This is a genomic window from Pseudomonas sp. BLCC-B112 (genome assembly GCF_028550695.1).
In the GTDB taxonomy this organism is placed as follows: domain Bacteria; phylum Pseudomonadota; class Gammaproteobacteria; order Pseudomonadales; family Pseudomonadaceae; genus Aquipseudomonas; species Aquipseudomonas danubii.
Map to the genome: position 1 here is coordinate 1 of NZ_JAQQGK010000008.1, position 14,342 is coordinate 14,342.

Consider the following 14,342-nt stretch of genomic DNA (forward strand, 5'->3'; position numbering starts at 1 on the left):
GGTTTCCCCATGTGAGAGTAGGTCATCGTCAAGATTAAATTCCGAAACCCCAATTGCGAAAGCAATTGGGGTTTTGTCTTTGCGCGGAGAAAAATTGCTCTTATTCGCAAACAAAATTGCACAGTTATTTTCGAATTGGAACACTAGAATAGCCGCTACTTTTTCCAATTCCAGAGCCCTCTATGCCAGATCCGGTTGACGCCCCCGGGTTGTCAGAACTACCACTGGACGACCTGGTTGCCTGCCATGAGTGCGACCTGCTGATGCGCAAGCCAACGCTCGCCCTTGGCGAGAAAGCCCAGTGCCCGCGTTGTGGCTATGAGCTGTATGCCCATCGGCACAATGTGGTCGAACGCAGCCTGGCTCTGGTAATCGCCGCCTTATTGCTCTACGTGCCGGCGAACTTTCTACCCATCATGCAGCTCAATCTATTGGGACAGTCTTCCGAAGATACGGTCTGGAGTGGGGTACAAGGCCTGTTCGATACCGGCATGGAAGGCGTAGCGCTGGTGGTATTCCTGTGCAGCATGGGCATTCCATTGCTCAAGTTGATTTGCCAACTTCTGGTGCTTCTAAGTATCCGCTGGAACATCGGCCGTAGTTACGGTTTGCTGCTCTATCGCATTTATCACCATTTGCGCGATTGGGGCATGCTCGAGGTCTACTTGATGGGCGTACTGGTGGCCATCGTCAAGTTGGCCGACATGGCCTCCATCACCGTAGGCCTGGGGCTGGTGTGTTTCATCAGTCTGTTGTTGGTGCAGGTCTGGCTGGAAGTGGTGATGTCGCCTCATCAGGTCTGGCAGGCGCTATCGGGAGAAGACATACATGCGGGCCATTGATGCAGGCATTCTGATTTGCACTGAATGCCATGAATTGAACCGGCAGGAGGCCGACAGCGACGGGCAGACCTGCACTCGTTGCGGAGCTTTGGTACACCCACGGCGCCCCAACAGCATCCTGCGTACCTGGGCCCTGCTGCTTACCGCCGCCATTCTCTATATACCCGCCAATGTCCTGCCGATCATGACCGTCAGTTCACTGGGGCAGGGCGACCCCAGCACCATCATGTCCGGGGTCATCCAGCTGGTGCAGCACGGTATGTTCCCCATCGCCGCCGTGGTGTTTGTCGCCAGTATTCTGGTGCCTACCTTCAAACTGGTGGGCATTGCCCTGTTGCTGTTCTCGGTGCAGCGTCACCAGCCACTGTCAGCGCGGCAACGGATTATCATGTACCGCTTTATCGAGTTCATCGGTCGTTGGTCGATGCTGGATATTTTCGTCATCGCCATTCTGGTGGCGGTGGTCAACTTTGGCCGGCTGGCCAGTATCGAGGCCAATCTCGGTGCGGTCGCCTTTGCCAGCGTGGTGATCCTGACCATGTTGGCCGCAGTAACTTTTGATCCCCGACTGATCTGGGATAACACGGAGTCGGACGACGACCATGAGTGATTTGCCTACCGCCAAAACCCGCCCGGCCTCCAACTGGTCGGCCATCTGGGTGCTGCCCCTGATTGCCTTGATCATCGGTGGCTGGCTGGGTTGGCGTGCCTACAGCCAGACCGGTATCGAGATCCAGTTGCGCTTTGAAAGCGGCGAAGGAATACAGGCCAACAAGACCGAAGTGGTCTACAAAGGCATGCCTGTGGGTAAGGTCAAGACTCTGGCTCTGGACGATGAGGGCAACTCCAAGGGGGTGATTGCCACGGTCGAAATGAACAAGGATGTCGAACAGTACCTGAAGACCAACACCCGCTTCTGGCTGGTCAAGCCCAGTGTCAGCCTGGCCGGGATCACCGGTCTGGAAACCCTGGTCTCAGGCAATTACATCGCGGTCAATCCCGGAGAAGGAGAGCCCACGCGCAAGTTCAAGGCCCTGGCTGAAGAGCCGCCGTTATCGGATGCCAAGCCTGGTCTGCACCTGACCATTAAGGCCGAACGCCTGGGGTCGTTGAGCCGCGGCAGTCCGGTCTTCTACAAACAAATCCAGGTCGGACAGATCAAGAGCTTCCTGCTTTCCGAGGATCAGAACACAGTCGAGCTCAAGGTCTACATCGAACCGACCTACGCCAATCTGGTGCGCAAACACACGCGCTTCTGGAACGCCAGCGGCATCAGCATCGACGCCAATCTGTCCGGGGTAAAAGTGCGCAGTGAGTCCCTGTCCAGCATAGTGGCCGGCGGTATCGCGTTCGCCACTCCGGAAAATCGCAGGGACAGCCCGCCCACCGACCCGAGCCTGCCGTTCCGCCTATACGAAGATTTCGATGCCGCCCAGGCGGGCATCCGGGTCAAGGTCAAACTCACCGATTTCGAAGGCCTGCAGGCTGGGCGCACGCCTGTGATGTACAAAGGCATCCAGGTGGGCAGCCTGAAAGCCCTGAAGGTCGACTCCGACCTGACTAGTGCCACCGCCGAGCTGACCCTCGATCCACTGGCCGAGGACTATCTGGTCCAGGGCACTCAGTTCTGGACCGTCAAACCCTCGATCTCCCTGGCGGGTATCACGGGGCTCGAGGCCTTGGTGAAAGGTAACTACATTGCCATCCGCCCCGGTGACAAGGGCGCCGCCCCCCAGCGGGAATTCGAAGCCCGGGCCAAGGCGCCTCCCCTGGACCTGCGGGCACCCGGCCTGCACATGGTGCTCTTTACCGACAATCTCGGCTCCCTGGAGGTGGGCAGTCCGATTCTCTACAAACAGGTCAAGGTCGGTTCGGTGCAGAGCTATCAGTTCTCCCACACCCGCAAGCAAGTGGTGATCGGTGTTCATATCGAGAAAGAATACGAGGGACTGGTCAACGGCTCGACGCGCTTCTGGAACGTCAGTGGCATAACCCTTACGGGCGGCCTCACTGGCGGTATCCAGATCAAGAGTGAGTCGCTGCAAAGCCTGATGGCCGGCGGCATCGCCTTCGAGACGCCGCTGCCCAACGTGCCGCTGAAAAAGCGCATTCCGCGGTTCCGTCTGTTCGCCAACCAGGAAGAGGCGGCGCAGCGCGGCACCCTGGTCAACATCAAGGTCGATCGCGCCGATGGGCTGCGTGCCGGAACGCCGGTGCGCTTCAAGGGCCTGGATGTGGGCAAACTGGAAGAAGTGACCCTCAGCGCCGACCTGCAATCGGTAATGCTCAAGGCGCGGATCACCGAAGTGCCGGAACGTATTGCCCGGGTCGGCAGCCAGTTCTGGGTGGTCAAGCCGGAACTGGGGCTGATGAAGACCTCGAACCTGGAAACCCTGGTGACCGGTCAATACATCGAAGTTCAGCCCGCGGCGAAGAACCAGGGCGTGCAAACCAGCTTTGTCGCCTTGCCGCAGCCACCGGAAGCCAGCTCCCAGGAAGCGGGTCTGAGCCTGGTGCTGAGTGCTGCTCGCCGTGGTTCGCTGAAGGTGGGTGTCCCAGTGACTTACCGGGAAGTGACCGTGGGCAAGGTCACCGGCTACGAACTGGGACAGACCGCCGACCGGGTACTGATCCATATCCTCATCGAACCCAAATACGCGCCGTTGATTCGTGGTGGCACGCGCTTCTGGAACAGCAGCGGATTTGGTGTGGACTTTGGCCTGTTCAAGGGCGCCACAGTGCGCACCGAATCCCTGGAAACCCTGATCCAGGGCGGCATTGCCTTCGCCACCCCGGATGGCGAACGCATGGGCAACCCGGCCCGTCCCCAGCAGACCTTCCCGCTGTTCGACAAGTTCGAGGATGAATGGCTGACCTGGGCTCCCAAGATCCCCCTGGGTAAGTAACCCTGTTGTAGGAACCGGCTTGCCGGCGAAGAGACCCTCAAGTCCTGCGTTCTTCTAGAGGACGCCTTCGCTGGCAAGCCAGCTCCTACAAAAGCTGTCCAATAAAAAAGGCCGCACTCGAAAGAGTGCTGCCTTTTTCGTTGCGGCGTTACGGAATCAGACTTCGTCCAGTTCCGCTTCTGCTTCGGGTTCCACGTTCAGCGTCGCCTTGACCTGATCGTGACGACGGATGAACTTCCAGTCCGCCTCGTCGATGTAGATGCCGTTCGGTCCGCTGCCGCCTTCCAGGTCGATGGCGACCTGGGCCGACACCTGCGGCTTCACACTGGCCAGGATCGGCACGAAGCCCAGCTGCAGGCTGGTTTCCAGCAGCGCCGCCTGGTTACGTTCGTCGATGTCCGCTGCCTCGTCGAGGTAATAGGGCAGACGAATGCGCCCGGCCTGGTCGCGGTCCATCAAGTGCAGCAACAGGTACATGTTGGTCAGCGCCTTGATGGTCATGGTGGTGCCGTTGGACGCCGCGCCATCGATGTCGGTGTGGATCACCGGCTGGCCGTTGACCTTGGTGATCTCGAACGCAAGCTCGAACAAGTCCTTCAGGCCCAACTGGTTGTGGTTGGCTGCTACCAACCGCGCCAGGTACTCCTTGGCTTCTTCGTTCTTGTTGTCCTGCTCGGCGCTCTGGCTCAGGTCGAACACCGACAGGGTCTCGCCTTCCTCGTACTGGCCGGCGCTGTGGATGATCTGGTCGATGTGCTTGAGGGCTTCCTTGTTCGGCGCCAGGACGATGCGGAAGCTCTGCAGGTTAGACACCTGGCGCTTGTTGATCTCGCGGTTGAACAGCGCCAGCTGGTGTTCCAGGCTGTCGTAGTCACTGCGGATATTGCGCAGGGTTCGGGCGATATCGGTCACCGCGGCGCGGCGTGCCTTGCCCAGGGTCAAGGCTTCGTCGGTACGGTGCGCATAGGCGTTGATCAGCAACTGCAGGCGGCGCTCGACGTCATCTTCGCTGTCGAACTTGGCCACGCCCTTGAGGCGTACCTGGGCATACAGCGCCTCGATCTGCCCGTCGACCCGTTGCAAGCCCTGCCAGCTGTCCTGGTAGTCGTTGAGCAGTGGCAGCAGGTTGTCCATGGAGTCGTCCACCGGGTCCATGAACGGCGTGCCGAACGGCAGGTCTGCGGGCAGCAGCTGACGGCGACGCAGGGCGTCATCCAGAGTGCGTTGCTTGGCTTCCATGTCGGCGATCTGCCGGCCCACCAGTTGCAACTTGGCCGACAGTTGCTGGACGCGTTCGGTAAAGGCATCGCTGGAACGCTTGAGTTCGTCCTGGGCGGCTTCCATCTGCGCCAGTTGCTCCAGCTTCTCGCCTTCCTCGGCGCTCAGGGTCTGGGCACGGCGGAAGTCTTCCAGGGCCTTCTGCGCATCCAGTACCTGCTGGTACAGGGCTTCGGTCTGGGTCTTGCTCGCGGCGCGGTCGGCAGCCACGGCGGCCTGGGTCTTGAGCTGCTTGAGTTCTTTTTCCAGGCGCTCTTTCTGATCCCGCAGGGCGGCGCGGTCGGCCAGGGCCTGCAGGGCTGGCGGCTCAATGTGGGAGATGTCGATGGTCAACCCCGGCACTTCGAAACGCTCGCCCTTGAAGCCATCGAGGATCAGCTCCACCGACTTCACCCACTCGCCGTTGTCGTCCAGGGCGATGCCGTGCTCGCCCAGGGGCAGGCTGAACAGCGCGCTGTTGAACAGGCGCATCAGGCGCTCCACGTCCTGCTGGGAGAACTCCTCGCGCAGGCGTGCATAGCTGTTGTTGTCAGCGTGATCGAGTTGCTGCTTGACCGACTTCAGGCGCTTTTCCAGATCCCGCAGGCGTTCTTCCAAATCTTCAGCGGAGAACTGCCGGGACTGGGCCAGGGCGCCGGCCAGTTCATCGTGGGCATCCTTGGCTGCCAGCAGTTGCTGTTCCAGGACCTTGACGTCATCCACCAGGGCGAAGCGGTGCTTGAGCACCGACAGCTCGCCGAGCCAACGCTGGGTGCCGGTGATTTCCCGTTCCAGGCGCATCATTTCCTGGGTGCTGCTGCGTTGGTCGTTTTGCAGCGCGTCCTGCTCATTACGGTAGTGCTCGGCCTGGATGGTCAGCTCTTCCTTGCGCGCGCCGGCGTAGTCCGACCACGTACCCAGCAGCGAATCCAGCAGGGGCGACAGGCGATGCAGCTTGCCCCGCAGAATGTCCCGCTGCTTCACGCCGTTGGCCAGGGCTTCCACCAGAGGGCCCGCGGCCACCAGGGAGTTGTAGTCCTGCTCCATGCGCCGCACATCGCGGAAGGCTTCGTCGCAGGCGGCGATGTAGTCGACGCTGCCGGAGCGCAGGCTGTGCTCGAAGGCATCGAGGAACAGCTGCTTGAGCTTGGCTGCGGTGATCTCGCGCATGTGCAGCAGGTTGATGAACAGCGCGCGGAAGGTCTTCAGGCTCTGCTCGCTGGTCGAGCGCAGCGGGATCAGGGTCAGGTCCAGTGGAATTGAGGTGTGGCCGCCTACCAGCAGGCGCCGCAGTTCATCCGGCTTGAGTTCATAGGCCTTCAGGCCCTGGCGTTCCAGGTTGGTGAACAACTCCTTCTGCCGCAGGCAGGTGTCGTCCTTCTGGTAATGCGCCAGGTCCAGCTGGCCGGCGTAGGCGAAGAACTGGTGGCCGAAACCGCCGCCCGGGCCGCGCCCGACCACGCCAATCACATGAGGGCCGTGGGGCAGCGAGACTTCCACCAGGATGTAACTGGTGTCGGAGGCGAAGTAGAAGCGCCGGGATTGTTCCAGGCTGTACTTGCCGAAGCTCATGTCTGACATGCGTGCCAGGATCGGGAATTGCAGGGCGTTGATCGACGCCGACTTGCCCAGGTTGTTGGCCCCGTAGACCGACAGCGGCTCTTCCAGGGGGAACAGGCCCAAGCTGTAGCCGGCGGTGTTCAGTAGGGCAAAGCGGCGGATGCCGTAGCGTTCCTTGCTCATGCGTCGAGCTCCTGTTCTTCGGCGATGGCCCGGGCCAGCGCGTCTTCTTCACTTTCTTCGGACTCGTCGAATTCGCTCAGGTCCAGCGGGTCATCGGTCTGCAGCAGTTTCTCGTCGCTGTCGTTGTCCACCAGCACCGGGGTCGGCAACGGCAGCACGCTGTGCAGGCTGGCGGCCAGGTCGCGGTCCTGCTGCACCGACAGGCAAACGTCGAGGAAGCGGTGCATTGGCGGCAGGAAGCGGTAGATCCCCGGTTCCTCGACGGCAAAACCCAGCTGGGTCATGCGGCGCATGATTTTCTCTTCCAGCTCTTCCTGGGTCTGTACTTCGGCCTGGATGAACAGGTCGCGGTATTTCTCCAGCAAGGACGGCAGTTCGTCACGGCCGAGGCTGCCGCCATCGAGCACGGCAATCGGGTCGCGGCCCTGGTCGGCCAGATGCTCCACCAGGATGAAAGTGAACAGCGCCAGGCGCTGGGCGGTCTTGTTCACCTGGGCGGCGGCGTTGTCGGGGACAAAGTAGTAGAAGCCGCGGGTGTCGCACACCAGTTCGAAGCCCAGGGCCTTGAACAGCGTGCGGTACTGGTCCTGGAAGTTCGACAATTGCGCGTACAGCTCCGGGTCGCGGCGGCTGACGTGGTAACCCTTGAACAGCTCGCGGAAGATCGGCGCCAGCTGGGACAGTTCGGAAAGATCAAGATGCATGGGCGTTGCTCGCAGAATGCTCGGCGGTGTCATCGCGGGCCGAGAGCAGGGCGAAGGAGCGCAGGCTGACCTGGTGCTCCTGGGTGTGGTAGTCGCGGCGTTCTAGGCGCTCGCGCTTGAAACGTTTTTCCCGGGACAGGCGGGAGAACCAGTACAGCAATTCGTCGGTGGCGCCATCCGGCTCCTGGTCCAGCAGCCAGCTCATCAGGTCCGGCATCGGCAGGGCGTCTTCGCAGCGCTCGAGCATTTCCCGAACCGTGCGCGGCGCCTTGGGAGCCAGGCCCTTGTGGGTCTTGTGGGCCTTGGGGAAACGCGCCGGCTTGGGCTCGAAGCGGGCCAGGGCGTAGACATAGGCTTCCACCTGGCCGGAGCTGCCGAGGAAGGTGCTCTGCGGACGGGTGAACATCGGCATCGCCGCCTGGGGCACCGCGTCGATGCCCTTGCGGCGGATGGCCGCCAGGGCCAGGGCGGCGCCGCGGGTCACGGCGTTGTGGCGGCGGGCTTCCTCACGCAACGGCAGCAGCAGCTCCCGGGCGTGACGCAGGGTCAACTGGGCGCTGGTCTGCATTTCCAGGATGCGCGCGTGGGTGCGCAACAGCATGTCGTCGTCCACCAGATGGCCCAGGCGCTGTTGCTCGGTGAGCAGGCGCAGCAGGACGTTCTCCACCTTGCGCACGCCCTGTTCGAAGGCGCCGTCGGCGTTCACCAACTGAATCATCGGCTCGACGTATTCGTCCCAGGTGGCCAGCACCTCAGCGTAGCGCTGGCGCAGGGGAATCTGCCGGTCGCTGGTCTTGGCCCGCTCGGCCACGGCCACCAAGGCCTGTTCGTCGTTGGCGAGCTTCTTCAGGACATCGCGCACGCGCATGTCCAGCAGCCGCAACTGGCGCGCCAGGTCGTTGCCGTCGCGCACATCGAAGGCGTCCTGGATGTAACCGGCCAGGCGCTCCAGGTGACGCAGGTAGGCTTCGATCTCCAGGCACAGGCCCAGGCGGTGTTCACGGCGCAGGTAGGCGAGGAAGTCGTGGATCTGCGCATTGAGCTCGAAACGGTTCGGGCTTTTCGCCACCGGGACCAGGATGTCCAGGCGTATCCATACGTCCAGCAGGTGGGTGATGTCCTGGGGCGTACTGTCCAGTTGTTGGGCAGACAGCTGTGAACGCAGTTCGGCAAGACTCAGGGTGCCTTGGTCGAAGTGCTCGCACAGCGGCTCCAGAAGTGCCCAGTGTTCGGCGAGGGCGCGCAAGACGCGCTTGGGTTCGATCATCGGAATGGCCGGCTGGTTGGCAATGAAAAGCGGCGATTGTACTGCATCAGGGGGCCGACGATTCACCCCCAGGTCCAGGTATGAGACGGACTGTCGCTTTTGCGCGCAATCAACAGCAGGCGATCTTTGGCGAAGGACGGTAGAATCCCCCACCTCAGTTATCCACAAGTGGCCGACCTTTGCTTATCGAGTCCCGTCGTCGCGCTTATCTGTCCGCCATGCAGGTGGTCAGTTGGCTGCCGCGCAGCGAATTGCCCTTTGCCGCCCCTTCGCGTCCTGAATTGCTGGCCTTGCCGGAACCCGAGGTGCAGGCCCCGCCTGCCCCTGTGGTCGAGGCCAAGGCCCCGGCGGCGGCTGCAAGGACCGTCGAACGGCCGAAGATCGAGGTGCCGCGTCCTTCCACCACGCCTGCAAAGTCAGCCAGCAAGCCAGTGGCCGAGGGCGAAGAAGCCCCGGCTCCGGTGGTCAAGGCGCCGGTGGTTCCTCCGCCGCGCTTCGCCCTGCAGCTGTTGCGGGCCGGCCGTTGCCTGCTGCTGGTGGAGTTACCCACAGGCGAAGCCTTCCAGAGCCGCGACCCGGCCTACTTGCTGCTCAAGGACATGCTGCGCGCCGCCGGCCTGCCGGACAGCCCGCAGATCCTCGCCGAGCCGGTGCGCTGGCCGATGCTGACCCGGGGCAACCTCGACCAAGGGCCGGAAGCCGCCCGGGACTTCGTCCAGGCCTTTGTCGGCGTGCGAATCGAAGAAGAGCCCTGCGTCTGCCTGTGGCTGATCGGTCTGCCGGCCGTACGTTTCGCCGGGGAAGCCAACGCTGAATCCTACAACCGTGAACTGCAGGTCGAAGGCCTGGGTTCGGCCTGGGCCTTGCCCGGCCTGGAACTATTAATGGAAGAGCCACAGCGTAAGGCTGATGTCTGGCAAGCCATGCGTCGATTGATGACGCGCTGGAAAAGCACTGATGAGCACAATGACCAATGAGTGACGCGTTGACCTTCCGCCTGGCCACCGAGGCGGACCTGGATGCCATCCTGAAAATCGAATATGCCGCGTTCAGTCACCCCTGGACCCGGGGCATTTTCATGGATGCCTTCAAGTCCTACGAAGTCTGGCTGATGTTCGAAGGCAGCCAGCAGGTGGGCCACGGGGTGATCCAGGTGATCATTGACGAGGCGCATCTGCTGAACATCACCGTCAAGCCGGAAAGCCAGGGCCGCGGCCTGGGCCTGCGGCTGCTGGAAGAGCTGATGAAGCGCGCCTACCAAAAGGACGCGCGCGAATGTTTCCTCGAAGTGCGTTCCAGCAACCAGACCGCTTATCGGCTTTACGAGCGTTATGGCTTCAATGAAGTCGGGCGCCGCCGCGACTATTACCCGGCGGTGGGTGGTCGCGAAGACGCCCTGGTGATGGCCTGCACCCTGGTCGACTGAGCCTTCAACCAGCACGCAGGCAGCTGTAGGAGCTGGCTTGCCAGCGAAGACGCCATTCGCGGCGATGTATGGCTTGAGGGCCTCTTCGCCGGCAAGCCGGCTCCTGCGGGAGAGGGCGTCATTAAATGTGGCGCCGAGCTCAGGGTTTGCCGTCCAGCGGGTCGCGGCGCGCCAGTTCGGCTTCATCCAGACCACTGCCACCCCCAATGTCCGTGGCATCGACAATACTCAGATCCCAGTCCGCCGGTTTATCGGCGCCGATTTCCCGGGCAGAACGGGCCCCATCCTCGCGGATCAGGGTTTCCGGGCTCAGGTCGTCGTCGCTGGAGCCGTCGCTGGTGAGGCCGGTGCTGCTTAGGGCGCCGGGTTCGTCGTCATCGAAATGCAGTTCTTCCATGGACCCCATGCGATCCTGATCATCGTCGATCGGCTCGGGCTGGGGCGCGTTGAAGGGGCGTCGTGATTCGGTCATGGCGATTGCTCATACTTTTAGGGGCTTGCAGGGTGGACCCACAGCCCCGGTGAAGATTCCCCGGCAGGGATAACCGGTATCTGCCGTTATTGGCGTGACCTCGACAGGCACTCGTCTGTCAAAGCTGCGCATCATTCTTGAGGCTTCACAGCATGAACGAACTACAAGATCTGATTGATAACAACGCGCGTTGGGCCGAAGCGATCAAGCAGGAAGATCCGGAATTCTTCTCCAAGCTGGCCCGCCAGCAGACTCCGGAGTACCTGTGGATCGGCTGCTCGGACGCCCGGGTGCCAGCCAACGAGATCGTCGGCATGTTGCCGGGCGACCTGTTTGTGCACCGTAACGTGGCCAACGTCGTGCTGCACACCGACCTCAATTGCCTGTCGGTGATCCAGTACGCGGTGGATGTACTCAAGGTCAAACACATCCTGGTCACCGGCCACTATGGTTGCGGCGGCGTGCGCGCCTCGATGCAGGATCGCCAGTTTGGCCTGATCGATGGCTGGCTGCGTTCGATCCGTGACCTGTACTACGAGCACCGCGAGGCGCTGGCACAACTGGCCACGGAAGAAGAACAAGTCGACCGCCTGTGCGAACTGAACGTGATCCAGCAAGTGGCCAACGTCGGCCATACCAGCATCGTGCAGAACGCTTGGCATCGCGGGCAGAGCCTGTCGATCCACGGTTGCATCTACGGGATCAAGGACGGTCGCTGGAAGAGCCTGGACACGACCATCAGCGGTTTCGAACAACTGCCACCGCAATATCGCCTGCGTCCCCTCGGCGCCGTCTGAATGCGGGCTGGCCGCTGCGTGAAGGCGCAGCGGCCAGCGGCGGACTTCAGAGGTGCGGCACCTCGGTGCTTGGCGCCGGTGCCGGTGCCTTGAGCTGCTTGAGCTGGGTCGTGACCGGTGCGCTGCTGCACTTGGCCGCGGCCTGTTGCTCGGTCAGCTTGCGTACCGAGGTGTAGAACAACTCGCAGGTCTGCTCTTTTTGTGTCACCTGCCAGGTCTGGGTGCAACTGCTGAGCAGGGTGCTCGGATCCGTCCCCGGCTTGCTGCCCATACCGGCCTGCCAGCAGGCCGCACTCAAATCCTGTCCCATGACTTTCAGCCCTGCGGCGTCGGCCTTGGCCTCGTCGTTGTCATAGTTGTCCGGGTCCGCCGCGTACCAGATGTAGCTCGGGTGGTTGGAGCCCAGTACCGGCACCTTCACGCCTTCGCTGGGGCTGATTTGCGCCAGGCCCAGCACATTCACCGTGACCCCATATTGCTGCTTGAGCCAGTTACGCACGGGCGCACCGAAAGCCACCATCGGCAAGGCCGCGCCGCTGGCGTTCTGGCTGACCTGCTTGACCATGGTGGTCTGGTAGTTGTTGAAGTAGCTGTAGACCCCTTCCAGGTCCTTGCCGGCACTCGATGGCGCGGCGATCGGTGCGATGTCGACAATGGTCTGGTACGCCGGCGTTTGCTCTGCGGCAATGCCGTTGACGGTGAGCAGGGTGGCCCAGCGATCGGTGGTGGCCGACTCCAGATAGTCCTGGGCCTGGGTCAATGAATAGTCCGGCGGGAAGTGCAGCAGCTCGACGCTCTTGCGGTTTTCCAGGGCCATGCCCAGAGGCAGGAACAGGTACCAGCTGTAGGCCCATTTGCCATCGGCATTGAGCTGGCTGGCGCCTTTATAGGCCAGGTCGCCGGCATCGAGCAGGGCGCTCAACGGCTTGTCGTAGCCCTCGGGCACGCCGCTGATGGAGGCGACAACCTTGTCGTTGGCGGTTTTCACGCTGACCTTGGCCGCGCTGTAGCCATCGCGCTGCACGCTCTGGGTCAGGTAGTGCTCCACCGTCTGCTCCAGGGTCCAGTTGCGATAGCAGATCACGTTGCAGTTGTTGGGGTAGGCGAAGAGTTGGGTGACACGTTGCGGACTGCCCAGATCGACCTCGACATCGGCCATGACGCTGGTGCTCAACGCGGCGGCCGCCAGGGCCAGGGAGATTCCTGCGAATTTGAACATGCTCAGATCCTTTTCAGCGTGAACCCCATGCAGGGGGAAAGGCATTGTGTAAATGAACGTTCGGCCCGTACCTGTTCAACCAGGCAGCAAGCGTGTCAGAGGATAGGCGGGATAATGGATTCGGCACGCCAGGATGATGCCGCTCATGAGCAGCAGGAAAATAACTTGCAGTGGGCTCCAGTGGCTCCAGTGCAACGCAGTCAGGTAAGGGTGTCTTTCACTGAAACCTGGGTCCAGATGCCCGATCCGTTTGTCATGCAACAGGCCGATCAGGATGAAACCCGAGTATCCAGCCATCCCCAGCGGTCCCAGCAAGGCCGCGAAAACTGCAAGCATCGCCAACTGGGGGACTGCGTGGCGCAATACCAGCCACTCGCCATGGGGGTTCAGACGTCTGGGCAGCAGGCGTTCGCTGAGCCACAGATCAAGGGCAATCATCTGATGAGATGTGGGCACCCAGAGCAGGAGCATGATCAAGCGTGCCACCGCCGTGGGAATCAACGCGATCGTTCCCCCGAATAACAAGGCAGGCATTGCTGAATGATCCTCCTGATTAAGGAAGAACAGGGTCAAGGCCAGAGCCAGGGCAGCCCAGACCCTGATCCAGGTCTGCGCCGCTGGGGGCCGAGGCATGAACTTGCGCCAGAAGAAAACGTCGCTACAGGGCAGACGCTCAATCAGTTGCGGGTAACGCCCGCTCAGGGTTTGCGCAAGATCCTGGCAAGCGACCCAGTGGTCTACGCCGAAGTCCAGGATCAGGTTCTGCTGTTGCCGGCGTGACAAGGGATTGAGCAGCAGTTGCGCCGCCTGAACTTCAGGTGCCCAGGTCTTGTGGTCTTGCGCCTTGGCTTGCAGGGCGTGGAAGAAGGCTTCCTGCTCACAGCGTTGGATCAGGCTATGCCAGATCCAGGCGGGTTCCGGATGGACCCCGCAGGCATCGTCCCAGCCCAGGAGTTGGCAGACTCGGTCGAGCAACGGCAGGCTCCACTGCGTGTCGTACAGCAATTGCATGACGATTCGTTGCCATTCCTGTCGACGGTCGAACACCTGCATCCAGGGCTGTTTACTGTAGGTTTCGAGGGAATGGAGGAATTCCGGTTCCTGCCGGGTTTCCAGAAGCTCTTGCAGGGTCTGCCGGTATTGCTGCAACAACCCGCTGGTCAGCGCCTCTTCTTCCCAGGGTGTCATGTGCACCTGCTGCCAGGGTGTCAGCCATTGCAGGTGCTGCACCGCCCAGGTGGTGATGGCAGTGCGAAGCCCTGGCTGTTCGAAGCAAAGACGCAGCAAACCGGCTTCAAAAGCTGGCGCACAATCCAGGTCCAAGGCCTGTTGCCAGCGCTGTGGCAGTGTGTGCCGACTCAGGTTCAGCAGCAGAGGCTGTGCCGGGTCGTCGGTTTGCCGGGTGATTGGCAGCGCTTGAACCGCGGGTTGGATCTCCAGCAGTTGCGACCAATGTCGAAGGTTGGCGTCATTCGCCGGTGTCATGGTCGGGAGCGTGCTGGCTAGCGTCGTGTGGGAAGTCGGTCGTTCTTGTTCCTCTTCCCGCCAGCGAGCCAGTTGCAGCGCCCGCTCGTAGGCCTCGCGCAGACGCTGGAAGCCTTCGGCATCCTCATCGGGACGGGTGGTTTTCAGGCGTTTGGCGTAGCTGCGCTTGATGCTGCGCTCATCGGCATCGTCCGGCAGCTCCAGCAGGGTCCAACAGTCCATGT

12 protein-coding genes are annotated in these 14,342 nt (G+C 61.8%); 6 read left to right on the top strand and 6 right to left on the bottom strand.

Annotation, left to right across the window (positions count from 1 at the left end; translation table 11 throughout):
- The first annotated feature begins 182 nt into the window (after window positions 1-182).
- Genes PQT43_RS20900 through PQT43_RS20910 form a run of 3 tightly spaced genes read left to right on the top strand, consistent with a single transcriptional unit; the run spans window position 183 to window position 3,748 of the window.
- Window positions 183-842, top strand: coding sequence for a paraquat-inducible protein A (locus PQT43_RS20900; protein ID WP_110652189.1), 660 nt, complete (start codon window positions 183-185; stop codon window positions 840-842).
- Window positions 829-1,452 carry a paraquat-inducible protein A gene (locus PQT43_RS20905; RefSeq protein ID WP_102860187.1) on the top strand — a complete coding sequence of 208 codons (624 nt, stop codon included), beginning with the start codon at window positions 829-831 and terminating at the stop codon, window positions 1,450-1,452. The genes PQT43_RS20900 and PQT43_RS20905 overlap by 14 nt, the downstream gene beginning before the upstream one ends.
- Complete coding sequence (locus tag PQT43_RS20910) at window positions 1,445-3,748, top strand: PqiB family protein (protein WP_110596290.1); 2,304 nt, start codon at window positions 1,445-1,447, stop codon at window positions 3,746-3,748. Before PQT43_RS20905 ends, PQT43_RS20910 begins: the two co-directional genes overlap by 8 nt.
- Window positions 3,749-3,904: 156 nt before the next feature.
- Here PQT43_RS20910 and mksF read toward each other — a convergent pair whose 3' ends face one another.
- The 3 genes from mksF to mksB are packed head-to-tail and all read right to left on the bottom strand — an operon-like array spanning window position 3,905 to window position 8,719.
- The gene (gene mksF / locus PQT43_RS20915) at window positions 3,905-6,748 is read right to left on the bottom strand and encodes an Mks condensin complex protein MksF (RefSeq protein WP_060844649.1); all 2,844 of its coding nucleotides are present in this window, start codon (window positions 6,746-6,748) and stop codon (window positions 3,905-3,907) included.
- On the bottom strand, window positions 6,745-7,452 hold the full coding sequence (mksE, locus tag PQT43_RS20920) for an Mks condensin complex protein MksE (RefSeq protein WP_272754532.1): 708 nt from the start codon (window positions 7,450-7,452) through the stop codon (window positions 6,745-6,747). Before mksE ends, mksF begins: the two co-directional genes overlap by 4 nt.
- The gene (mksB, locus tag PQT43_RS20925; protein WP_180988442.1) at window positions 7,442-8,719 is read right to left on the bottom strand and encodes an Mks condensin complex protein MksB; all 1,278 of its coding nucleotides are present in this window, start codon (window positions 8,717-8,719) and stop codon (window positions 7,442-7,444) included. Before mksB ends, mksE begins: the two co-directional genes overlap by 11 nt.
- A gap of 179 nt (window positions 8,720-8,898) precedes the next feature.
- Between mksB and PQT43_RS20930 the strand changes: the two genes are divergently transcribed.
- Together PQT43_RS20930 and rimI are read left to right on the top strand one after the other, a co-directional pair.
- Window positions 8,899-9,696 (top strand): energy transducer TonB, encoded by a 798-nt coding sequence (locus PQT43_RS20930; RefSeq protein WP_110596293.1) that lies wholly within the window; start codon window positions 8,899-8,901, stop codon window positions 9,694-9,696.
- A complete protein-coding gene (gene rimI / locus PQT43_RS20935; protein WP_047285456.1) occupies window positions 9,693-10,145 on the top strand; it encodes a ribosomal protein S18-alanine N-acetyltransferase in 453 nt (150 codons plus the stop codon). Before PQT43_RS20930 ends, rimI begins: the two co-directional genes overlap by 4 nt.
- Before the next feature lie 139 nt (window positions 10,146-10,284).
- Here the strand turns inward: rimI and PQT43_RS20940 are convergent, their stop codons facing one another.
- A complete protein-coding gene (locus PQT43_RS20940) occupies window positions 10,285-10,617 on the bottom strand; it encodes a hypothetical protein (protein ID WP_047306113.1) in 333 nt (110 codons plus the stop codon).
- 152 nt (window positions 10,618-10,769) lie between these two features.
- Here PQT43_RS20940 and can point away from each other — a divergent pair, with 152 nt between their 5' ends.
- Window positions 10,770-11,414, top strand: a complete 645-nt coding sequence (can, locus tag PQT43_RS20945; RefSeq protein ID WP_016963568.1) for a carbonate dehydratase — start codon at window positions 10,770-10,772, stop codon at window positions 11,412-11,414.
- Window positions 11,415-11,460: 46 nt separating this feature from the next.
- Here can and PQT43_RS20950 read toward each other — a convergent pair whose 3' ends face one another.
- Window positions 11,461-12,633 carry a hypothetical protein gene (locus tag PQT43_RS20950; RefSeq protein ID WP_102880979.1) on the bottom strand — a complete coding sequence of 391 codons (1,173 nt, stop codon included), beginning with the start codon at window positions 12,631-12,633 and terminating at the stop codon, window positions 11,461-11,463.
- A 75-nt stretch (window positions 12,634-12,708) separates the two neighbouring features.
- Window positions 12,709-14,340 carry a J domain-containing protein gene (locus tag PQT43_RS20955; protein WP_267268917.1) on the bottom strand — a complete coding sequence of 544 codons (1,632 nt, stop codon included), beginning with the start codon at window positions 14,338-14,340 and terminating at the stop codon, window positions 12,709-12,711.
- Window positions 14,341-14,342 lie beyond the last annotated feature (2 nt).